The sequence below is a fragment of the Amycolatopsis sp. NPDC058986 genome (assembly GCF_042741125.1).
In the GTDB taxonomy this organism is placed as follows: Bacteria; Actinomycetota; Actinomycetes; order Mycobacteriales; family Pseudonocardiaceae; genus Amycolatopsis.
Map to the genome: position 1 here is coordinate 300,917 of NZ_JBHYJW010000001.1, position 25,244 is coordinate 326,160.

Consider the following 25,244-nt stretch of genomic DNA (forward strand, 5'->3'; position numbering starts at 1 on the left):
GTGGAGGCATCGATGACCCGCGGCGTCCTGCCCGGTTTCCCGCTCACCGCGGCGCAGGCCGGGGTCTGGTACGCGCACCAGCTCGACCAGGCGAGCCCGGACTTCGGGCTCGCCTGGTCCGTGGAGATCCGTGGCGCGATCGACCTGGACCGGCTCCGCGACGCCGTGCGCCGCGCGGTCACCGAGGCGGAATGCCTGCACGTGACGGCCGGAATGGCCGGCGGCAGGCCGGTCCAGTACCCGGTGGCGCCGTCGGCCGGCGTCGACGTCGTCGATCTGACCGGCGAGGCGGACCCGTCCGTGGCCGCGGAGGCGTGGATGTCCGACCGGCTGGGGACGGGCATGAACCCGGCGCGGGGCCCGCTGACCGCCCACGCGGTGCTGATGCTCGGACGTGAGCACGTCGTGTGGTTCCAGCGCTACCACCACTTCGTGATGGACGCGCACGGCCAGCTCGCGCTGACCAGGAGGGCCGCGGCGCTCTACAACGGATCGGACGACGATCCCGGCTGGGCGCTCCCGGTGCTCGCCGACGCCGATGCGGCGTACCGGGAATCCGCGCAGCATGCGACCGATCGTGCCTACTGGCAAGGAAAACTGGCCGGGCGCCCGGATCCGGTCCGGCTCGTGGAACGCTCCGGTGCCCCGGTCCGCCACGGGTTCGTCCTCTCCGCGGCCCGCACCGGTGCGCTGCGGAAGCTCGCGGGGAATCTGGGCACGCGGCTGTCCCGTGTGACGATCGCGGCGGTCGCGGCCTACGCCCACCGGGTCACCGGTGTCGAAGACCTGGTGCTCGGCCTGCCCGTGGCGGCACGTGACGAGGCGACACGGGGCAGGCCGGGGATGACGGCGAACCTGCTGCCCCTGCGGCTGACCGTGCGCCCGGAACACACCCCCGCGCAGCTGATCGAGACGGTGGCAGCCGAGGTCGGCGAGCTGGTCGAACACGGCCGGTATCGCGGTGAGGAGCTGGCGAAGGAACTCGGTGTGCCCGGCGGGATCCACGACCTGGTGGGTCTCGGTGTCAATCATCTGACCACGGGCAACGGCCTCGCTTTCGGGACTGCTCAGGCGTCGGTCCGCCCTCTCGCGTTGGGCCCGGTGACCGATCTGGCGGTCGCGATCACCGATTCCGGCGAGGGACATGGTCTGCGGATCGATCTGGAGGGGGTCTGTACCCCGGCGGAGTTCGTCGGCCACGAGCGCCGGTTGACCAGCGTCGTCGACGCGCTGCTCATCAGGACGGACCAGCCGCTCGCCGGGATCGACCTGCTCAGTGCGGCCGAACGCGCCCGGGTACTGGCGGAGTTCGGCGCCGATCCGGCCGACGCACCCGAGCTGACCTGGCCCGCGGCGTTCGACCGGGTGGTGGCGAAGACACCGGACGCCGTCGCGGTGGTGTGCGAGGAAGAACGGCTCAGCTATCGCGAACTGGACGCCGCGGCCAACCGCCTCGCCCGGTTGCTGCAGGCCCGCGACGTCGGCACCGAGGACGTCGTCGCGGTCGTGCTGCCCCGCTCGGTCGACCTCGTGGTCGCGTTGCTGGGGGTGCTCAAGGCCGGGGCGGCGTATCTGCCACTGGACCTCGACCACCCGGAGGACCGGCTGGCCTACATGCTCGACGACGCGAGCGCACGTCTCATGCTGTCCACGGTGGATCTTGCGGATCAGTTGCCTGTCGGGTCCGAAGTAGACCGCGTGTTGCTCGACGACGCTTCGGTGCGTGCAGAACTCTCCACACTGGACTCATCCACAGTAGACGTCAGCGGGCTGAGGTTGGATGGCGCCGCCTACGTCATCTACACCTCGGGCTCCACAGGACGCCCCAAAGGCGTCGTGCTGTCCCACGACGGTATCGGCAGCCTGATCGTGACGGCGACCGAGCGGATCGGGATCGGGCCGGACAGCCGGGTTGTTCAGTTCGCTTCGGTCGGATTCGACGTCACGGTGTGGGATCTGGTGATGTCGCTGTGCGTCGGCGGCAGGCTGATCCTGGTGCCCGCGCACCGCCGCGTCGCCGGCGTCGAGCTGACCGGCTACATCACCGAGCACGCCGCGACCCACATGATCCTGCCGCCGTCGCTGGTGGCCGCGCTGCCGCGGGAGTGCACGCTGCCGCGCGGCGCCACGCTGATCGTGGGCACCGAGACCGTGCCGCCGGACCTGATCGCCCGCTGGGCCCGCGACCTGCGCGTCGTCGCCGCGTACGGGCTCACCGAGGCGACGGTGAATTCCACGCTCTGGCCGGCCGAAGCGGACTGGACAGGCCCGATCCCGATCGGGCACCCGGACCCGAACACCCGGTGCTACGTGCTCGACACCGCGCTCAGCCCGGTGCCGGTCGGCGTCGAGGGCGAACTCTACGTCGGCGGTCGTGGCCTGGCCCGCGGTTACGTGGGCCGCGCCGGCCTTACGGCGGAACGGTTCGTGGCGGACCCGTTCGCGGGCGCCGGCGAACGCATGTACCGCACCGGTGACCGGGTGCGCTGGCGCGCCGACGGCGAGCTGGACTTCCTCGGCCGCGCCGATCACCAGGTCAAGATCCGCGGGTTCCGCATCGAACCCGGCGAGATCGAATCGGTCGTCGTGGCCCATCCCGCGGTCGCCTCGGTGGCCGTGGTGCCGCGCGAGGTGAGCCCGGGGGACCGGCGGCTCGTCGCCTATGTGGTGCCCACCACCGATTCGGCGGGCGAGCGCGATGCCGAGCGGGAAGCCGCTCAGGTCGAGCGCTGGAAGAGTGTGCACGAACTGCTCTACTCGGTCGCCGACCGCGACCCGTTCGAAGAGGGCTTCACCGGCTGGAACTCCACCTACGACGGAGAACCGTTGCCGCTGGAGGAAATGCGTGCCTGGCGTGAGTCCACAGTGGATTCGATCAGGGCGCTCGGGCCACGCCGGGTGCTGGAGATCGGTGTGGGCAGTGGATTGATCCTCTCCCGGATCGCCCCGGACGTCGACGAGTACTGGGGGCTCGACCTGTCCGAAGAGGTCGTCGATCTCCTCCGGCGGCGGGTCGCGGAACGACCGGAGCTGGCGGAGAAGGTCCGGCTGCACGCGGCGCCCGCCCATGACCTCGGCGATCTCCCCGGCGGGCATTTCGACACGATCGTGCTCAACTCGGTCATCCAGTACTTCCCGAGCGCCGACTACCTCGCCGACGTGCTGAGTCAGGCCGTCGAGCTGCTCGCCCCGGGCGGCGTCGTGTTCGTCGGCGACGTCCGGAACCTGCGGCTGCTGCGCGCGTTGCGGGCCGGTGTCGCGGTCGGTGCCGGTTCGGCCACTTTGGACGCTGTCGACACGGCTGTCCGCTGGGAAGACGAACTACTGGTGGATCCGGGCTTCTTCCCGGCGCTGACTCGGCATGCGGACGGGATCGCCGAGGCGGATGTCCGGCTCAAACGCGCCGGGTACGACAACGAACTGAGCCGCTACCGCTACGACGTCGTCCTGCGGACCACTGCCGCGCGATCGCAGGAGTGCCCGGTCGTACCGTGGGCCGAGTTGGGCTCGTCAGGCGCCCTGACCGAGCACCTGAGCACCCGGCGTCCGGAGACCCTGCGCGTCGCGGCCGTGCCCAACGATCGGCTGACCGCCGACCTTTCGGCGCTGCGCGGACTCGGTGCCGGGCTGCCTGCCGCGACCGGGCGGCCCGCCGATCCGGACGTGCTCCTCGAACTGGCCGCCGCGGCGGGCTACCGGGGCGTCGCGACCTGGTCCGGCCCGGACACGGACGGCGCGTTCGACCTCCTGCTGGCCCACGAGGATTCCACTGTGGACCTCCGGGGCGACTATCTCGGAGCGGACGCGCCGCTGGCGTCCTTCGTCAACGTGCCCGCGGTCTTCCGTGATCCGGCCGGGCTGATGAAGGAATTGCGAAGCCGCGTCGAAGACGCCCTGCCCCACTACATGGTTCCGTCGGCCTTCGTCGCGCTCGACCGGCTGCCCTTGATGACGAACGGAAAACTCGACCGAGCGGCATTGCCGGAGCCCGATTTCGGGGCGTTGGCCAGTGGTCGCGCGCCCCGCACTCCGCGCGAACAAGCCTTGTGCGCGGTGATCTCCGAGGTGCTGGGCGTTGCTTCGGCAGGTGCGGACGACGACTTCTTCGCGCTCGGCGGCGACAGTATCCAATCGATCCGCCTCGTGCTCGGCGCCGCCGAACGGGGCCTGGTGATCACGCCACGTCAGGTGTTCCAGCATCGCACCGCGGAAGCGCTCGCCGCCTGTGCCACCGAGGTGGTCGCCGAGCCCGCCGTGGACAGTCCGCTGCTGGAACTGTCCACAGCGGACGCCGACGCGCTCGGTGCGTACGAGGAAGTCCTGCCGGTGACGCCGTTGCAGGAAGGTTTCTACTTCCACGCGGCGTTCGACACCGAAGAGTCCGATGTGTACACCGTGCAGGAGGTGTTCGACCTGCGCGGCCCGCTCGACCCGACGGCGGTGCGCCGCGCGGTGCAGGACCTGCTCGACCGGCACACGTCGCTGCGTTCCGGCTTCCGCCTGCTCGACGACGGCCGGGTCGTCCAGGTCGTCGCCGGACACGCCGAGCTGCCGTGGCGCGAGGTGGACGTGCGGGACAGCCCCGGCCCGGATCGCGCGACGGCGGCACTCGAAGCCGACCGGACGCGCCGGTTCGCGCTCGATCGGCCGCCGTTGCTCCGCGCCACGCTGGCCCGCATCAGCGAAGACCGCAGCAGGCTGGCGCTCACCTTCCACCACATCGTCGCCGACGGCTGGTCGGTGGTGGTGATGGTGCGGGAAATCCTCGCCCGCTACGACAACCAGGACGCGCTGCCCGCCCCCAGTTCGCGGGCGGGCTACCTCCGTTGGCTGGCGGGCCGCGATTCCGACTCCGCCCGGCGAGCGTGGGAGAACGCGCTGGCCGGGATCGAGGAACCCACCCGGCTGGTCGAGACGCCGAGGGGGACAGCTCCGCGCCGTTCCGCGAAGATCCACGTCTCTCTCGGCGAAGACGTCACCGGGAAGCTGGGCACGCTCGGCCGGGAACGCGGCCTGACGCTCGGCACGCTGCTGCACGGCGCCTGGGGCCTGCTGCTCGGCAGGCTCACCGGACGCGACGACCTGGTCTTCGGCAGCACGGTCTCAGGCCGTGGCGCCGGGGTGGCGGGCATCGAATCGGCGGTCGGCCTCTACATCAACACGCTTCCGGTCCGGCTGCGCTGGTCCGGTTCGGACACCCTGACGACGGTCCTGCGGCGGCTACAGGACGAGCAGACGGCGTTGCTGGACCACCAGCACCTCGGGCTCGCCGAACTCCAGCGCCTCGCCGGAACCGGGCAGGAAGAGCTGTTCGACACGCTGGTGGTGGTCGAGAACTACCCACGGGACAGCGATCAGAGCGGTGCGCTGATGGTCAGCGGTGTCGAAGTCAACGACGCCGTGCACTTCCCGGTGGCCCTCATCGCCACACCGGGCGAGACCCTGGACTTCAGCCTGAAATTCGACGCGGCTCGCCTCGACGCGCACGCGGCGGAACGGCTCGCCGAACGATTCCTCCGTGTGCTCGAAACGATCGCGGCCGACGCCGATCAACTCGTGTCCCATGTGGACATCGCATCACCGTCTGAGCTGTCACGGGTCGCGGAGATCAACGCGACCGCGGTGACGATCCCCGAACGCACCCTGGTTTCCGCCTTCGCGGATCAGGTCGCGAAGACACCCGATGCCCCCGCAGTGATTTTCGAAGGCGCGGAGCTGTCCTATGCGGAGCTCGACGCACAGTCGGACGCACTCGCGCGGCGGTTGCGCGCGCTGGGAGCGGGTCCGGAGCACGTGGTCGGAGTCACCGTCCCACGCTCGGCCGAACTGATGATCGCGCTGCTGGGCGTGCTCAAATCCGGCGCCGCGTATCTGCCGATCGACCTCGATTACCCGGCCGACCGGCTGACGTTCATGCTCACCGGCTCGGGTGCGAAGCTCGTCGTCACGGAACCCGGCACCGTGGACCGGGTTCCCGTGGTCGAAGGTGTGACTTCGGTGCCGGTGACCGGCCCGGAAGCGCCCGATGCCGTCCCGGCGCCGCCGGATCCGGACAACGCCGCTTATCTGATCTACACCTCCGGTTCGACCGGACGGCCCAAGGGTGTGGTGGTCACCCACCGCGCCATCGCGAACCGGCTCGCCTGGACGCAGCACGAGTACCGCCTCGCCGGAAACGACCGGGTACTGCAGAAAACCCCGTCGAGCTTCGACGTTTCGGTGTGGGAGTTCTTCTGGGCCCTGTGCGAGGGCGCGGCGGTGGTGCTCGCCAAGCCGGACGGTCACCGCGACCCGGCCTACCTTGCCGGGCTGATCCGCGAACAGCGGGTCACCACCCTGCATTTCGTGCCGTCGATGCTCACCGCCTTCCTTGGCGCGGAGGAGGTCACGGACGATCCACGCTGGGCCGATCACCTCCGGCACGTGTTCGCGAGCGGTGAGGCACTGCCCGGCGAAGCCGCCGAGCGGTGGCGTGCCCTGACCGGCGTCCCGCTGCACAACCTCTACGGCCCGACCGAGGCCGCTGTCGACGTGTCGTATTTCGCCTGCCACGGCGGTTCCGGGACGACCGTCCCCATTGGACGTCCGGTGTGGAACACCCGCCTCCACGTGCTCGACACCTGTCTCCGGCCGGTGCCCGACGGCGTCGCGGGCGAGCTGTACCTCGCCGGTGTCCAGCTCGCCAGGGGCTACCACCGACGGCCAGGGCTCACCGCCGAACGGTTCGTCGCCGATCCGTTCGGCGAACCCGGCGGGCGGCTCTACCGCACCGGCGACCTGGTGCGCCGTCGCGCCGACGGCGAACTGGAGTACCTCGGGCGTACCGACCGGCAGGTCAAGATCCGCGGCAACCGGATCGAACTCGGCGAGATCGAGGCGGTCATCGCCGCTCAGCCGGGGGTGACAGCGGCGGCGGTCGTGGCTCGCGACGGCGCGCTCGTCGGCTACGCGACCGGATCCGCCGAGGTCACACCGCTGCGGACGGCGCTGTCCGAGGCGTTGCCCGCGCCGATGGTGCCCAGTGCGCTGATGGTGCTGGACGAGTTCCCGCTGACTCCGAGCGGGAAGCTCGACAGCCGGGCGCTCCCCGCACCCGCCGTTCCGGAAACCGGCCAGGTCGCCGCACCCCGCGACGGCAGGGAACGGCTACTGGCCGGGATCTTCGCCGAGGTGCTCGGGCTGGCGGACGTCGGTGCCGACGCGGACTTCTTCCTGCTCGGCGGTGACAGCATCTCGTCGATCAGTGTGTCCAGCCGGGCCCGGAAGGCGGGCTTCGCACTGAGCCCGAAGGACGTGTTCGACCATCGCACCCCGGCCGCGCTCGCCGCCTTGGGCGGTCCTGCGGAACTACTGGAAACTGTCGCATCACCGTCCGATATGGACGGTGTAGGTGACGTTCCGCTGCTGCCCGCCGCGCATCGCCTGCGCGAACTCGGAGACGCGGCGGTGCCCGAGTCCGTCGTGCTCCGGACGCCTGCCGCGGCGGACATCGAGACACTGGCCGCCGCTGTGCAATCGGTGCTGGACCACCACGACGGTCTGCGACTCAAGCGTACCCGCGTCGCGTCCGTGCTGTGGTCGCTGGAAACCCAGCCCATCGGCGCGGTGTCCGCGGCCGATCTGCTGCGACGTGGCGAAATCACGGACGAAACGTTCGCCGAAGCCGCTGCCAGGCTTGACCCGGACGCGGGTATCCTGCTCCAGGCGGTGTGGTCCGACGCGGAGGCCGAACTGCTTCTCGTCGCGCATCCGCTGCTGCTGGACGTGTGGTCGTGGCCCACGATCGCGGACGACCTCGCGGTGGCGTGGGCGGCCGTCAGCGAAGGCCGCCGACCGGCGTTCGACTCGATCGAGACTTCGCTGCGTACCCACGCCCGGCGGATCGCCGAACGGGCTCACAGCCCGCAGACGCTCGCCGACTTCGAACGCTGGGCGGACCTTCTCACGAGCACGGAACCCCTGCCCGAGACCGGGAACCAGGTCGAACGCACAGTCGCGTTGTCCACTGAGGACACCGAGAAGATCATCGACGTCCTGCCCGACGTCGTGCGCGTAGACGTCACGGACGTGCTGCTGGCGGCCCTGAAACAGGCAGCCGGGGACGTCCTGGTCGAGGTCCAGGGCCGTCCGCGCGGGATGGCGAGGACGGTCGGCGCGGTACACGACGCACGTCCGGTGCGGCTGGCCGGTGTGGGGGAGCCGCTGGAAATCCTCAAGCAGGTCAAGGAGATCGTCCGCACCACGCCGGACAGTGTTGGCTACGGGCTGCTGCGGTACCTGAACACGCAGACTGCTCCGCTGCTCGCGCGGTCGGCGCGGCCTCAGGTCCTCCTGCGTTACGTGGGCCGGGTCCCGATGGGCGGCGAGGACTGGTCGTTCGTGCGGCAGACGTCGGCGCCCGCCGGTGAGCACACTCTGCGTGTCGGCGTGACCTGCGAGGACACCGAGGCGGGGCCTCGCCTGGTCGCCACCTTCGCCGGTCCGGCCGACGCCGTCGCGCTCGCCGAGAGCTGGCTTGACGCACTCCGGGCGCTCGCGGCGGCGGACACGGCGGAAGTGGTCACGCTGACCCCGTCGGACCTGGCACTGACCGAACTCGACCAGGCGGAGATCGACCGCGTCACCGGGCTGGCCGCTCACCCCCTGGTCGACATCTGGCCGTTGTCGCCGCTCCAGGAAGGCCTCTTCTTCCACTCCAGCTACGACCAGGCCCGCGTCGACATCTACACGATCCAAGAGGTCATCGACTTCGACCGCGAACTGGACGCCGGCAGGCTGCGGGCCGCGTGCGCGGCCATGCTGCGCCGCACACCGAGCCTGCGGGCCGGATTCACCAGCGACGGCCTGCGTGGCCCGGTCCAGTTCGTCACCGCCGAGTTCGCCTCACCGGTGTCCGAAGTGGACCTCAGCGGACTGTCCGAAGCGGACCGCCGGGATCGGCTCGCCGAGATCGTCGAGCAGGATCGCACCACGAGGTACGATCTGGCCGTGCCGCCGCTGTTCCGGCTCACCCTGATCCGGCTCGGCGAGGGCCGTGACCGGGTCCTGGTGAACCGTCACCTCCTGCTGTGGGACGGCTGGTCGGCGTGGTTGTTCATCGAGCAGCTCTTCGCGCTCTACGAACTGTCCGGTGACGACCGTGCCCTGCCCGCCGCAGGTTCCTATGTGGACTACCTGTCCTGGCTGTCCGAACAGGACGTCGAGGCCGCGGCCGGAGCCTGGCGGGACGCGCTCGCCGGCTTGTCCGAGCCGACCCTTATCGGCCCGGACACCCAGGGCAGGGAGCCGGTCACCCCGGTAGCGGTCGACACCCTGCTGCCGGCGGAACTCACCGACCGGCTGCGTGAGCAGGCCCGGCGGCACGGTCTCACGGTGAACTCGGTGCTGAACGCGGCTTGGGCGCTCGTGCTGTCCACCATGACCGGCCGTCAGGACGTCGTGTTCGGCGCCGCGGTGGCTGGCCGCCCGGCGGCCGTCCCGGACATCGAGAGCACCATCGGGCTCTTTCTCAACACGGTGCCCACGCGGGTCCGTCTGAGCCCCGGCGAATCCGTGCTCGACCTGCTGCGCCGCGTCCAGGCCGAGCGGATGGACCTGACGCCGTACGAGTTCATGAGCCTCGGTGTACTCCAGCGGGAGTCCGGCCATCGGACCTTGTTCGACACGCTGTTCGTCCTGCGCAACGCCGACGGTGATGATCGTCTCGCCGGGCTCCGGCATCGGCACGGCATCACCGAGATGGTCAACATCGACGCGACGCATTACCCGCTGACACTCGTGGTGACCCCGGGTTCGCGGCTGCGGGTCACACTGTCCTATCGGGACGATGTCTTCGCCGCGGAGACCGTCGAGGATGTGCTCGGCCGGTTCACTTCGCTTGTGGAGCAACTCATCGGCGACCTCACCGCGCCGGTCGGAGCACTCGATACGCTCTCGGCCGGACGTCGCGCGGAACTGGCGGCGGACTGGGCGTCCAGCGAGAACCCGATGATCGCCGACACGGTCGCGGACCTGCTCGCCCGGCAGGCGGCCAGGACGCCGGACACGATCGCGCTCGTCTTCGGTGAGCAACGGCTGACCTACGCGGAACTCGATGCCCGCGTCAACCGGATGGCGCGGCTCCTGCTCGTCAGGGGAGCCGCGCCGGAACAGGTGGTCGCGCTCGGCCTGCCCCGGTCGATCGACATGGTGGTGGCCCTGTTCGCGGTGCTCCGTACCGGCGCGGCGTACCTGCCGCTCGAACTGGACTATCCGGCCGACCGGCTCGCGATGATGCTGGACGATGCGCAGCCGCTGTGCCTGGTGTCCACTTCGGACGTCGCCGCGGCACTCCCATCGGGGATACCCCGCGTGCTCCTCGACACCGCCGAGGTCGGCGCCGAACTGTCATCATTGGACGGTGGCGAGATCACCGACGCGGAACGTCCGTTGTTCTCGCGCGATCGCGCCGACCGGATGGAACACCCGGCCTACGTCATCTACACCTCGGGTTCGACCGGGAAGCCGAAGGGTGTCGTCACTCCGTATCGCGGCCTGACCAACATGCAGCTGAACCACCAGGAGGCGATCTTCGCCCCCGCGATCGCCTCGGCGGGCGGCCGTGGGCTGCGTATCGCGCACACCGTGTCGTTCGCCTTCGACATGTCGTGGGAAGAGCTGCTGTGGCTGGTCGAAGGTCACGAAGTGCATGTCTGCGACGAGGAACTGCGACGCGATGCCCGCGCGCTGGTGTCCTATTGCGACGAACACCGGATCGATGTCGTGAACGTCACGCCGACCTACGCGCATCTGCTGATCGAAGAGGGCCTGCTGGACGACGGCGACGGCAGTCATCGGCCGGCGCTCGTGCTGCTGGGCGGCGAGGCGGTGTCCGAATCGGTCTGGAACCGGTTGCGGGACACCGAGGGAACCTACGGCTACAACCTCTACGGCCCGACCGAGTACACGATCAACACGCTCGGCGGCGGTACGACCGACAGCGACACCCCCACTGTCGGAAAGCCGATCTGGAACACCCGCGCCTACATCGTGGACGCCTGGCTTCGGCCGGTCCCGGACGGTGTCGCGGGTGAGCTGTACATCACGGGCACCGGTATCGCCCGCGGCTATCTGAACCGCCCCGGCCTGACCTCGGAGCGATTCGTGGCCGATCCGTACGGTGCGCCGGGGGAGCGGATGTACCGCACCGGTGACCTCGTCCGGCGCCGCCCCGACGGGAATCTCGACTTCCTCGGCCGGACCGACGACCAGGTCAAGATCCGCGGCTACCGGGTCGAACTCGGCGAGATCGAGACCGCGCTGACCCGGCATCCGCAGGTCGCCCAGGCCGCGGTCATCGCCCGTCCCGATCCCTCGGCGCCGGGCCTGCAGCGGCTCGTCGGCTATGTCGTGCCCGCCGAGCTGAGCGGCGACGCGCGCGACGCGGCCGAGGCGGAGCAGGTCGGGGAGTGGCAGCAGATCTATTCCGACGAGTACACCGAGATCCCGACCGCGTTGTTCACCGAGGACTTCGCCGGCTGGGACTCCAGCTACGACGGTGAACCGATCCCGCCGGCGCACATGCGTGAGTGGAGGTCCGCCACGGTGGCCCGGATCAGCGAGCTGAAACCGCGCCGGGTGCTGGAAATCGGCGTCGGTACCGGGCTGCTGATGGGACAGCTCGCGCCGGTCGCCGAAGAGTACTGGGGCACGGACCTGGCCGCGCCGGTGATCGCGAAGCTCACCAAGGAGCTGGCGACGGAGCCGGAGCTGGCCGCGAAGATCACGCTACGCGCGCAGCCCGCGCACGTGTTCGACGGCCTGCCGCGCGGGCACTTCGACACGATCGTACTCAACTCGGTGATCCAGTACTTCCCGAGTGTCGACTACTTGACCGACGTCCTCCGGTCCGCGACCGAGTTGCTCGCCGCCGGCGGCTCACTGTTCGTCGGCGACGTGCGGAACCTGCGGCTGGCCAGGTCCTTCCACACCGCGATCCAGCTGACCAGGGCCGATGCCACCTCGGACGTCGCGCGGCTGCGGCGGGCGATCGAACGGGCCGCGGCGCTGGAGAAGGAACTCCTGATCGACCCGGACTACTTCGCCGCGCTCGGGCCGACGCTCGGCGGCGTCGACGTCCACGTCCGGATCAAGCGGGCTGCACTGCACAACGAGCTGAGCCGGTACCGCTACGACGTCGTGCTGACGAAGGATCCCGTCGACTCGTTGTCCGTCGCCCAGGCTCCGCGAATCCTCTGGGGCGAGCTGGGAGTCCTCGCCGAGCTGGAGCGAAAGCTGACGGAGTCGCCCGAACTGCTGCGCGTCGCTCGGATTCCGGACGCCCGGTTGACCGCCGAATTCGAGGCGATGCGCGCGCTGGACGCCGGTGCCTCGCTGCTCGACGTGCTCGACCGTTTTCACTCCGGGGGCGGCGTCGAGCCGGAAGCCGTGCATCGGCTGGGAGAGCGGCTCGGCTACGGCGTGCACACGACCTGGTCGACCGGTGCCGATGGTGTGTTCGACGCGGTGTTCGTCCACTCCGGACTGTCTGCTTCGGACGGACCGGTTTCGGGCCTCTACGTCCCCGCGGCGACCGGGACGAACCTCGCCCGGTTCGCCACCAGCCCGACGGCCTCGCGCGGGGGAGCCGAGCTGGTCCAGGTACTGCGCGAGGCACTCAAGCGGGAACTGCCGGACTACATGGTTCCCGCCGCGTTGGTCACACTCGGCAGCCTGCCGTTGACGGACAACGGGAAGCTCAACGTCCGGGCGTTGCCGGACGCCGAACCGGCGGTCACGCTCACGGAAAGCCGCGCGGCCGAGACTCCGGAGGAAGAGACGTTGTGCGCCCTCTTCGCCGACGTCCTCGGGCTGGAACGGGTCGGCGTCGAGGACAACTTCTTCGATCTGGGCGGACATTCCTTGCTGGCGACCCGGCTGATCAGCCGGGCCCGCACCGAACTGGACGCCGAACTGGCGATCAAGGATCTGTTCGAGGCCCCGACTCCCGCCCTCCTCGCCGGGCGTGCCGGAACCGGGGCGCCCGCCCGGCCCGCCGTGGTCGCGGCCGTCAGGCCTGAGCGGATTCCGCTTTCCGCTGCGCAGCAACGCTTGTGGCTCGTCGAACAGCTGGACGGGAACGGAGCGGCGTACACGTACCCCTTGGTCGTCCGGCTGCGTGGCGCGTTGGACGTCGAGGCGCTGCGAGCCGCTTTTGCCGATGTGCTGGAACGACATGAGGTCCTGCGGACGGTGTTCACCGACGTCGACGGGACGCTGTATCAGTGCATTGTGGACACTCCGGAACCGCCGTTCTCTGTGACGGAATGCCCTGAAACCGACCTCGACACACGGCTGGATTTCGTGGCCCGCCGTCGATTCGACCTGACCGCCGAGCTACCCGCGCGGATCGATGTGGTGCGCCTGGCCGCGGAGGATCACGTGGTCGCGATGGTGCTGCACCACAGTGCGACCGACGAATGGTCCGACCGCCCCTTCCTGGACGACCTGACAACGGCGTACCGGGCGCGACTGACCGATGACCGTCCTCAGTGGACATCGCTGCCGGTTCAGTACGCGGATTTCGCCTTGTGGCAGCGGCGTTTCCTGGCTGATAACGGGGCGGAGCAACTGGCGTTCTGGATCGGAGCGCTGCGCGGCCTGCCCGAGGAGATCCCGCTCCCGCTCGACCGAGCGCGTCCCGCCGTGCCGGGTGGGCAGGGTGGCAAGGTCGCGCTGGAGCTGCCCGCGGAGCTGGCCGACGCCCTCCGGACGTTGTCCGGGCAGTCCGGGGTGAGCCTGTTCATGGTGTTGCAGGCCGCGGTGGCGGCGTTGCTGCACCGCCTCGGCGCGGGCGACGACATCCCGCTGGGCGCCCCGGTCGCGGGTCGCACCGATGCGGCTCTCGACGACCTCGTCGGATTCTTCGTCAACACACTCGTGTTGCGGACCGACGTCTCCGGGGAACCCACGTTCACCGAACTCCTCGACCGGGTGCGGGCCACGGATCTCGCCGCCTTCTCGCATCAGGATCTGCCGTTCGAACGGGTCGTGGAAGAACTCAACCCGGTCCGGCTCCCCGGCCGGAACCCGTTGTTCCAGGTCATGGTCGGCTATCACTATCGGCCGGACGGTGACCCCGACGTCCTCGGCATGGCGACCGAATGGCTCGAACCGGACCAGGGCGCCGCCAAGTTCGACCTGCACTTCACGCTGGTGGACGAGGCAGCCCGGGGCCGCTGTGCCCTGATGCTCGAGTACGCCGCCGATCGCGCCGACCGGCGCACGGCGGAGAGTTTGCTCGCCCGGCTGGCCGGTCTGCTGGCCCAGGTGACGGCGGACCCGGCGTCGCGACTCGGTGACCTCGACGTGCTGAGCGCGGACGAGCGGGCGCGGCTGGAGTCCTGGAACGCGACACGCCACGACGTGCCCGCGCTTGCTTTGCCGCGATTGTTCGAGGCGCAGGTCACGCGGACTCCGGACGCGACCGCGGTGATGTTCGAGGACGAGCGCGTGTCCTATATGGACCTGAACGCTCGCGCGAACCGGCTGGCGCGCTGGCTGGTGAATCGTGGCGTCGGTGCGGGCTCGGTGGTGGCGGTGTCGGTGCCCCGCTCGGTGGAGCTGGTCGTCGCGTTGTACGCGATTCACAAGGCGGGTGCGGCCTACCTGCCGGTGGACCGGGACTATCCGGCCGAGCGTGTCGCCTTCATGCTGGCCGACGCCACTCCGGCCGTGGTGCTGGACGATCTGACGCCGTTCGCCGAGTCGGCGGACCACGACGAGTCCGACCTGGCGGTGGAGATCGACCCCGAGTGCCCGGCGTACGTCATCTACACGTCGGGTTCCACGGGGCGTCCGAAGGGTGTGGTGGTGCCGCACGCCGGGATTGTGAACCGTCTGCTGTGGATGCGGGCCGAGTACGGTTTGTCCACGGACGACCGGGTGCTGCAGAAGACGCCGTCGAGCTTCGATGTTTCGGTGTGGGAGTTCTTCTGGCCGCTCATCACCGGAGCCACGCTGGTGGTGGCGAAGCCGGAGGGACACCGGGATCCGGCGTATCTGGCCGAGTTGATCCAGCGGGCCGGCGTGACGACCGTCCACTTCGTACCATCCATGCTGCGTCTCTTCCTGGAGGAACCCGGATCAGCGCGGTGTGACGCCCTGCGTCGGGTGTTGTGCAGCGGTGAGGCCCTACCAGCCGACCTCGCGACATGGTTTACCGAGGTGTTCGACGCCGAGCTGCACAACCTGTACGGGCCGACCGAGGCCTCGGTCGACGTGACCGCATACCGCGCCACCGCCCCGTTTACGGGCTCGACCGTCCCGATCGGACGTCCGGTGTGGAACACGCGGACGTACGTGCTGGATGCCGCCCTGCGGCAGGTACCGCCGGGCGTCGCGGGGGAGCTGTACCTCGCGGGTGTCCAGCTCGCACACGGTTACCTCGCGCGCCCGGGGATCACCGCCGAACGCTTCGTGGCCGATCCGTTCGGTGCGCAGGGAGAGCGGATGTACCGCACGGGTGATCTCGCGCGGTGGAGCGGTGACGGCGTGCTGGAGTTCCTCGACCGGGTCGATCACCAGGTGAAGCTCCGAGGCTTCCGGGTCGAACTCGGGGAGGTGGAAGCGGCGCTCACCTCGGCCGCTGCGGTCACCGCCGCCGTCGTCGTGGCCAAGGACGACCGGCTGGTCGCCTACGTCATCGCCGAGTCCACAGTAGACACCGAAGAACTGCGTTCGGCAGTGAGCGCGAGCCTGCCGGAGCACATGGTCCCGTCCACGATCCTCGTCCTGGGCGAGTTGCCGCTGACGCCGAACGGCAAGCTCGACCGCGCGGCGCTGCCGGAACCGGATTTCGGCGGGGGACGCGGCCGCGCTCCCGCCACACCGCGGGAGACGGCGTTGTGCGCCCTGTTCGCGGACGTGCTCGACGTCGATAGCGTCGGTCCCGATGACGATTTCTTCGTTCTGGGCGGCCATTCGCTGCTGGCGATGCGGCTGGTCGCGCGCATCCGCACGGCGCTGAACATCGAGGTCGGCATCCGGCAGGTGTTCGACGCGCGGACTGTCGCGCGGCTCGCCACGACGCTCGCCGTACCGGCGGAGTCCCGGCCTGCCCTGACCGCGGTCGCGCGGTCCGGCCACGTGCCGTTGTCGGCGGCGCAGCAGCGGTTGTGGTTCCTCTACCAGCTCGAAGGCCCGACCGCGACGTACACCATTCCGCTTGCCTGGCGGCTCACCGGGCCAGTGGACGTCGACGTGCTCCGCGTGGCGTTCGGGGACGTCGTCACGCGGCACGAGGTGTTGCGGACGGTCTTCGAGACGCACGGCGGTGTCGCGGTCCAACGCGTGCTCGACTCCGTGGAACTCGATTTCGCGGTCGAGTCGATCGCGGAGGAGGGGCTGCGTGCCCGTCTGACCGGTGAGGCGTCCGTCTCGTTCGCCCTCGATGATCAGCCGCCGGTCCGGGTGCGGGTGTTCGCGTTGCCGTCCGGCGAACACGTACTGCTGATCCTGCTCCACCACGTCGTCACCGACGAGTGGTCGGAGCGGCCGCTGCTGGCGGATCTGGCCACGGCCTATCGCTCCCGGCTCGACGGCGACACTCCAAAGTGGACACCATTGCCTGTGCAGTACGCGGACTACGCGATGTGGCAACGTGAAATGCTCGGGTCCGAAGAGGACGATTCGAGTGTCATGGTCCGGCAGCTGGAGTTCTGGCGGGACACGCTCGCCGGGATGCCCGAGGAGCTGGCGCTGCCCACGGACCGTCCGCGTCCGGCGGAGGCGAGCCATCGCGGTGGCACGGTGACCTTCCCCATCGGTGCCGGGCTGGCCGAGCGACTCCGCGCGGTGGCCCGTGAGCACGACGTCAGCATGTTCATGCTGGTGCAGGCCGCGGTGGCGGTCCTGCTGCACCGGCTCGGCGCGGGCACCGACATCCTGCTCGGCGCACCGGTCTCCGGTCGGTCCGACGAGCGGCTCGCGGACCTGGTCGGGTTCTTTGTGAATTCGCTGGTGTTGCGGACCGACCTTTCCGATGACCCGGCCTTCGGCGAGGTGCTCCGGCGCGTGCGGGCAGCCGACCTCGCCGCGTTCGAGCACCAGGATCTGCCGTTCGACAGGCTCGTCGAGGCCGTCAACCCGGAGCGGTCGCTGGCACGTCACCCGCTGTTCCAGGTCATGGTCGTGCATCTGCCCGCGGGTACCGGCGGTCTCGACCTGCCGGGTGTCACAGCGGCTCGGGAGGATTTCGACCACGACGTCGCGAAGTTCGACCTCGAATTCGGCTTCCTCGAAGACGCGGCGGACGGCGGGATCTCCGGCGCCATCGAGTACAGCGCGGATCTGTTCGACCACGACACGGTGGTTGAACTGGGCGGCCGCGTGCTCCGGGTGCTGGAGCAGATCGCCACCCACTCGGCGACACGGATCGGTGCGGTCGATGTCCTCGGCGAGGACGAGCAGGCGCTGCTGGCCGAGTGGAACGCGACAGGCCGGGAGGTCCCCGCGGTCTCCTTGCCGCGACTGTTCGAGGCACAGGTCTCGCGGACTCCGGATGCGACGGCGGTGGTGTTCGAGGACGAGCGGGTGTCCTATGCGGACTTGAACGCCCGGGCGAACCGGCTGGCACGCTGGTTGATCGACCACGGTGTGCGCACCGAGTCGGTCGTGGCCGTGTCGTTGCCGCGTTCGGTGGAGCTGGTGGTCGCGTTGTACGCGAGCCACAAGGCGGGCGCCGCCTACCTGCCGCTCGACCCGGACTACCCGGCCGAGCGGCGCGCGCTGATGGTGGCCGAGGCCACCCCAGTGGTCGTGCTGGAAAACCTGATCCCGTTCGCTGAGTCGGCCTCCTACGGCGGGACCGATTTGGCGGTCGACGTCGATCCGCGACACCCGGCCTACGTCATCTACACCTCGGGCTCGGCGGGCCGCCCCAAGGGGGTGGTCATCCCGCACGCGGGCGTCGTGAACCGTCTGATGTGGATGCAGGCCGAGTACGGTTTGTCCACGGACGACCGGGTGCTGCAGAAGACGCCGTCGAGCTTCGACGTTTCGGTGTGGGAGTTCTTCTGGCCGCTCATCACCGGCGCGACGCTGGTGGTGGCGAAGCCGGAGGGGCACAAGGATCCGGCTTACCTGGCCGAGTTGATCCAGCGGGCCGAGGTGACCACTGTCCACTTCGTACCCTCCATGCTGGAAGTCTTCCTCGCCGAACCACGTGCGGCCGGGTGCCGTGGCCTGCGGCAGGTGATGGCCAGTGGCGAAGCGCTGCCCCCTGACGTCGTCACCCGATTCTCCGAGGTGCTCGACGCCGAGCTACACAACCTGTACGGCCCGACCGAGGCCTCCGTCGACGTCACGGCGTCCGCGGCACACATCGCGACCTCAGGAACCGTCCCTATTGGACGTCCGGTGTGGAACACGCGGACCTACGTGCTCGACGCGACGTTGCGGCCGGTACCACCGGGGGTGCCTGGCGAGCTGTACCTGGCAGGCAGCCAGCTCGCCCGTGGCTACCTCGCGCGGCCGGAGCTCACCGCCGAACGGTTCGTGGCCGATCCGTACGGCGCACCCGGGGAGCGGATGTACCGCACCGGCGACCTCGCGCGCTGGAACCGCGACGGCCACCTGGAGTTTCTCGGCCGAGCCGACGACCAGGTCAAGCTCCGTGGCTTCCGGATCGAACTCGGCGAGATCGATGCCGTACTCGCGTCACATCCCGCTGTCGCGCAAGCACGTACGGTCGTCAGGGAGGATCGGCCGGGACAGCGACAGCTAGTCGCGTACGTGGTGCTCAGCACCGCTACCGACGAGGCCGTGTTGCTTACGCATGCCGCCGCGGTGCTGCCGGAGCACATGGTCCCGGCAGCGGTGGTGCCCGTGGCGGAACTGCCGCTCACGCCCAGCGGCAAGCTCGACCGCAGGGCTCTGCCCGCGCCGGACTTCGCCGACGCGGTCACCGACGACCTGCCGAGGACGCCGCGCGAGACCACGCTCGCGGGGATCGTCGCCGACGTGCTCGGGCTGGCGAAAGTCGGGATCCACGACGACTTCTTCCGGCTCGGCGGCGACAGCATCATCGCCATGCAGCTGGCCGGACGAGCCCGCGACGCGGGTCTGGTGGTGAGTCCGCGTGACGTGTTCCGCCACCGGACCGTCGCCGGGCTGGCCGAGGCTGCCACGGAGCGGCTCTCCGCACCATCCACTGAGGACGGTCGGCCATTGTTGGAGCTGACCGAAGAGGAACGTGCGGAGATCTGGGCACTCGCACCGGACACGGCGGAGGTCTGGCCGCTCACACCGCTGCAGTCGGGCCTGCTGTTCCTGGCCACCATGGACACCGACGGCCCCGACGTCTACACCGTTCAGGTCGCCTTCGACCTCGACGGCGAGGTGGTTCCGGAACGCCTGCGGGCCGCGGTCCAGGCACTGGTCGAGCGGCATCCGAACCTCCGGGGGAGCTACCGCTACCTGAATTCGGGCCGGGCGGTGGCTCTCGTACCGCGCGCAGTCGAGGTGCCGTGGCGGTACGCTGATCTGTCCACTACGGACACTTTCGCCGACGAGCTCGCCCACGAGGGACGGCGGTTCGATCCCGCGACCGCGCCGCTGCTCCGGTTCCTGCTGGTCAAGCTGGACGAGAACCGGTACCGGCTCGTGTTCTCGCACCAACACCTGCTGCTGGACGGCTGGTCGGTTCCCCAGTTGCTGGCCGAACTGCTGGCGTTGTACGCCCACGGGGACGCGCTGCCCCCGGCCCTGCCGTACCGCGCCTACCTGAGCTGGCTGGCCGACCAGGACACCGAGGCAGCCGAGGAGGCCTGGCGCGCGGCGCTCGACGGGCTCGGCGAACCGACGCACCTGGTGCCCGCCGATCCTCAGCGGGTTCCCGGACTGCCCCACCGGCGTGCGCTCGAATTGTCCACTGAGGACACTCGGGCGCTCACAGCGGCCGCTCGTGACCGGGGCCTGACGGTGAACACGCTCGTCCAGACGGCCTGGGGGGTGCTGCTCGGCAGGTTCACCGGACGGACCGACGTCGTGTTCGGTGCCACCGTCGCGGGACGGCCGCCGGAACTGGCCGGAGCCGACCGGATGATCGGCCTGTTCATCAACACCGTCCCGGTCCGGGTGCGGTTCGACCCGGCGGAAACGGTGGGCGAGGTGCTCGACCGGCTCCAGGACGAGCAGTCAGCGCTGATCCCGCACCAGCACCTCGGGCTCGCCGACATCCAGCGAACCGCCGGGCTGGGCGAGCTGTTCGACACGCTGATCGTGTTCGAAAGCTATCCTGGCGCCGAGGAACCCGAAGGCGGCCAAGGCCTGCGTGCCGAGATCGTCCGGCACGAAGACGCCACGCACTACCCGCTGACCTGGGCTGTCGAGCCGGGCGAGCGGCTGAAGCTGACCGCCGAATACCGGGCGGACCTGTTCGACGATGCCGTGCCGCGGCGGTTGCTGACGGCGATGGAACTGGTCCTCCGTGCCCTGGTGTCCGATGTGGACAGGACGATCGGCGCGGTCGACGTCCTGAGTGCCGCCGAGCGGCGGCGGATCGTCCAGTGCTGGAACGCCACCGCGGCCGAGGTCGAGCCGTCCACAGTGGCCGGTCTGTTCGAAGCTCAGGTCCGCCGCTCACCGGACGCGGTGGCGGTGGTGAGCGGGACGACGTCGTGGACGTACGCGGAGCTGAACGCGCGAGCCAACCGGCTGGCGCGGGCGCTCGTGGAGCGCGGTGCCGGACCCGAGACGGTAGTCGCGTTGGCGTTGCCCCGGTCGGCGGAAACACTGCTCGCGATTCTGGCCGTGCACAAGGCAGGGGCGGCCTACCTGCCGCTCGACCCCGCCTACCCGGCCGGACGGCTCACGGCGATGCTCGCCGACGCACGTCCCCGGCTGCTGCTCACCGATCCGGCGGTGTCCGGTTCGTTCACGACATCCGAAGTGGACACTTTGTCGTTGCCGGAACTGTCCATGCTGGACCTTCCGGCTCACAATCTGTCCGATGAGGACCGGTGGAAACCGTTACGTCAGGAGAACCCGGCGTACGTGATCTACACGTCCGGTTCGACAGGGACTCCGAAGGGTGTCGTGGTGACCCACCGTGGCCTGGCCAATCTGTTTCACAGCCATCGCGAGACGCTGTACCGGCCGGCGATCGCGAAGACCGGACGTACGCACCTGCGCGTCGGCCATGCCTGGTCGTTCTCCTTCGACGCCTCCTGGCAGCCGCAGCTGTGGCTGCTCGACGGGCACGCCGTGCACGTCGTCGACGAGGAAGCACAGCGTGATCCGGAGCTGCTGGCCGCGATGATCCGGCGGGACGGGTTCGACTTCATCGAGGTCACGCCGTCGTTCTTCGCGCAGATGGCCGAGGCGGGGCTGCTCGATGGCGACCGCTGCCCGCTCGCCGTCGTCGGGGTGGGCGGCGAGGCGGTGCCGGAACAGCTGTGGCATCGTTTGGCCACTTTGGACGGCACCGAGGCGTTCAACCTCTACGGCCCCACGGAATCCACTGTGGACGCGCTGGTCGCGAGGATCGCGGACAGCACACGCTCACTCGTGGGGCGGCCGGTCGCGAACACCAGGGCCTATGTGCTCGACGGCGCGCTGCGCCCGGTGCCACCGGGTGTCACGGGCGAGCTGTACCTCGCCGGGGCGGGCCTGGCCAGGGGATATCTGGGCAGGCAGGGGCTGACCGCCGAGCGGTTCGTCGCAGACCCGTTCGGCGCGGAGTTCGGCGACGCGGGCGGCCGGATGTACCGCACCGGTGATCTCGCCCGCTGGACCGAGGACGGCCGTCTCGACTTCGGCGGCCGCGCCGACGACCAGGTGAAGATCCGCGGGTTCCGGATCGAGCCCGCCGAGGTCGAAGCGGTGCTGGACCGGCATCCGGCGGTCGCGCGGTCGGTCGTGGTGGTGCGTGAGGACCGGCGCCGGCTGAAACAGCTCGTCGCCTACGTGGTCCTGCTCGCCGGATCCACGGTGGACTCGGCGAAGCTGCGCGCCTACGTGAGCGACACGGTTCCGGACTATCTGGTCCCGGCGGCGTTCGTGGTGCTGCCCGCGCTTCCGGTGCTGGCGAACGGCAAGCTCGACCGGGCCGCGCTGCCGCAGCCGGACTACCGCGAACTCGTGTCGGGCCGGGCACCGGAGACCGCGTGGGAGAAGGCGTTGTGCGCGGTGTTCGCCGAAGTCCTCGGCGTCCCCGGACTTGGTGTCGACGACGATTTCTTCGCGCTCGGCGGCGACAGCATCGTCGCGATGCAGCTGGTCAGCCGGGCGCGGGCGACCGGTCTGCGGATCTCCCCTCGGCACGTCTTCCAGTACCGGACGGTCGCGGGGCTGGCCGACGTCGCCACCGAAGTCACCGCCACGACCGGGCCGCGGGACGACGGGACCGGCACGGTCGGCCTCACGCCGATCATGCACGCCATACGGGAGCTGGGCGGCCCGATCGCGGGCTACCATCAAGCGGCGCTGCTTCGTACTCCGGCGAGTCTCGATCGCGATCGGCTGACCGCTGTGCTCCAAGCGGTGGTCGACCGGCACGCGATGCTCCGCGCGCGGCTGGATCGTGCGCCCGACGAATGGGCGCTACGGGTTCCGGGGCCGGTGGATGTCGCGAACTGGATCGACCGGGTCGACGTCGCGGAGGTGTCCGATTTGGACACTGTGATCGCTGAACACGCCCGCGCGACGCGGGATCGGCTGGACCCGGACGCGGGCGCGATGCTGCGCGCGACCTGGTTCGACGCCGGTCCGGAGGAGCCGGGGCGGCTGCTGATCCTGATCCACCACCTGGTGATCGACGGGGTGTCGTGGCGTGTCATCCTGCCCGACCTCGCCGCCGCGTGGGAGGCGGTCTCCGCGGGCAGGACCCCGGAACTGTCCCCTGTGGACACTTCGTTCCGCCGCTGGTCCGAGGCACTGGCCGAGCGTGCCGTGGACGCGACCCGGGCGTCCGAGCTGGCGCGGTGGAAGTCGGTGCTGAGCGGAGGCGCGCCCATCCCGGTGGACCGGCCGCTCGACCACACCCGCGACGTCGAGGGGACGCTGCGGTCGTTGTCGCTCACCCTGCCGCCGGAGCTGACCGGGCCATTGCTCGGCCGGGTGCCCGCGGCCTTCCGGGCCACGGTGAACGACGTGCTGCTCACGGGGCTCGCGCTCGCGGTCGCGGACTGGCGACAGCGTCACGGCGGGGGAGCGGCCACGGCGGTGCTGGTCGACTTGGAAGGCCACGGCCGCGAGGAGGAGTTGGCCGGTGGCGCGGATTTGTCGCGGACGGTCGGCTGGTTCACCAGCGTCGTCCCGGTCTGTCTTGACGCCGGCCCGGTCGATCTCGCCGACGCGTTCGCGGGCGGCGCGGCCGCCGGTGCCGCGCTCGACCGGGTCCGGTCTCATCTGGACGAACTGGTGGCGTCCGGCGTCGGATTCGGCCTGCTGCGCTATCTGAACCCGGAGACCGGTCGCGAACTGGCCGGATTGCCCGCGCCGCAGATCGAGTTCAACTACATGGGCCGGTTCGGCCATCCGGAAGCGACGGACTGGTCGTACGCGCCGGAAGCCGACGCCGCCGACCTGGGAGCAGACCCGGGGAAGCCGGTGACACACAGCCTCACGGTCAACGCGCTGACCGAGGACCGCGCGGGCGGCCCGGAGCTCGGCGCGTACTGGTCGTGGCCGGACGCCGTGGTGACCGAGGAGTCGGTGCGGGATCTGGCGGAAACCTGGTTCCGGGCACTGGGCGCGCTCATCCGGCGCGCCGACGATCTCACGAAGAAGGAGAACTGATGACCAACCCGTTCGAAAACCCCGACGGCACCTTCCACGTACTGGTCAACGACGAGGGCCAGCACAGCCTGTGGCCCGAGTTCGTCGAGATCCCCGCGGGCTGGACGTCGGCCTTCGGCCCCGGCACCCGCCAGTCCTGCCTCGACTACGTCGAACAGAACTGGACCGACCTGCGCCCCAAGTCCCTCATCAAGGCCATGGAGTCCTGACCAAACCACGTAACTCGCGTGTCTGAAACGCGAACTCACGTGATTGGACGGAGAACTCGCGTGATCGGGCGAGATCTCCGTCCAATCACGCGAGTTCTCCGTCTGATCACGCGAGATCGCCGGGTCAGCCGGCGGGTTTGACCTCGGTGGCGGGGTTGCCGTCGACGGCGGTGGTGAGCTGGGGGACGAGACGGTCCAGCTCGTAGGGCAGGCTCAGCGGGGAGACGAAGGTGATCGAGCGGCCGTAGGTGCTGCCGTCTTCGACGAGGACCTCGCGCTTTTCCTTGGCCACCTTGAGCTGTGAGTACAGCTTGTCCTTGCCGAGGGTGCCCTGGCCGTTCGCGACGCTGTCGACGATCCAGACGAGCGCGTCGACGTTGAGCAGGTCGGTGCGCTCGGCGCTGATGTTCGCGCCGAACTTGTCGCCGATGGTCTGGTCGAGGTTGTCCGGGAGCTTGAAGCCCAGCGACGTCAGGACGCGCGAGCGCGGGTCCTGGCTGCCGAAGACGAAATAGCCCTCGTAGATCGTCGCCATCAGCGCGGTCTTCCCGGCGAACTCCGGGTGCTCCTGCTTGGCCTTCGCGAACTTCGCGTCGACGTCGGTGACGAGCTGCTTGGCCTCCTTCGCCTTGCCGACGACGGCCCCGACCTTCTCGGTCTCCTCCTGCCACGGGATGCCGAAGTCGTTGTACTCCTTGGGCTGCGCGACCACCGGGGCGATCTTCGACAGCGTGTTGTACTGCTCCTGCGTGAGGCCCGAGTACAGCGCCAGGATCACGTCCGGCTTGAGCGCGGCGATCTTCTCGAACTGCGGGCCGTCCTTGTCCTGCAGCACGGTCGGCAGCGGCTTGTCACCCAGCTTGTCCTTCGCCCACGGCCCGATCGCGCCCGGGTAGTTCCCGTTCCACTCGGTCGTGCCGACCGGGACGACGCCGAGGGCCAGCAGCGCGTCCTGCTCGGTCAGCCCGACCGTGACGACCCGCTGCGGCGCCTTCTCGATGGTCGTCTTGCCGTACTTGTGGTCGATGCTCACCGGGAACGCGTTCGGATCGGCTCCGGTGTTCTGCGTGCCGGACGTCTTCGCGTCCGAACCGGAGCCGCACGCGGTGAGCGCGCCGGCGAGCAGCACGGCTGAGGCGAGCGCCCCCACCACACGGGCGCGGCGGCGCCGGGGGGACAGCAGGGAGATTCGGGCCATGGGTGGTCCTTCGGTCGAAACTCGATTAATCAGGTTTGCCTAACCTAAATCCACGAGGT

At 69.8% G+C, this 25,244-nt stretch carries 3 protein-coding genes; 2 read left to right on the forward strand and 1 reads right to left on the reverse strand.

The window, feature by feature from the left end:
• Nucleotides 1–12: 12 nt before the first annotated feature.
• Complete coding sequence (locus ACFW0G_RS01450; protein WP_378322643.1) at nt 13–23,778, forward strand: non-ribosomal peptide synthase/polyketide synthase; 23,766 nt, start codon at nt 13–15, stop codon at nt 23,776–23,778.
• Nucleotides 23,778–23,987: an MbtH family protein gene (locus tag ACFW0G_RS01455; protein WP_378322644.1), complete on the forward strand. Its 210-nt coding sequence runs from the start codon at nt 23,778–23,780 to the stop codon at nt 23,985–23,987. Before ACFW0G_RS01450 ends, ACFW0G_RS01455 begins: the two co-directional genes overlap by 1 nt.
• Before the next feature lie 124 nt (nt 23,988–24,111).
• Here the strand turns inward: ACFW0G_RS01455 and ACFW0G_RS01460 are convergent, their stop codons facing one another.
• On the reverse strand, nt 24,112–25,185 hold the full coding sequence (locus tag ACFW0G_RS01460; RefSeq protein ID WP_378322645.1) for an iron-siderophore ABC transporter substrate-binding protein: 1,074 nt from the start codon (nt 25,183–25,185) through the stop codon (nt 24,112–24,114).
• Nucleotides 25,186–25,244 lie beyond the last annotated feature (59 nt).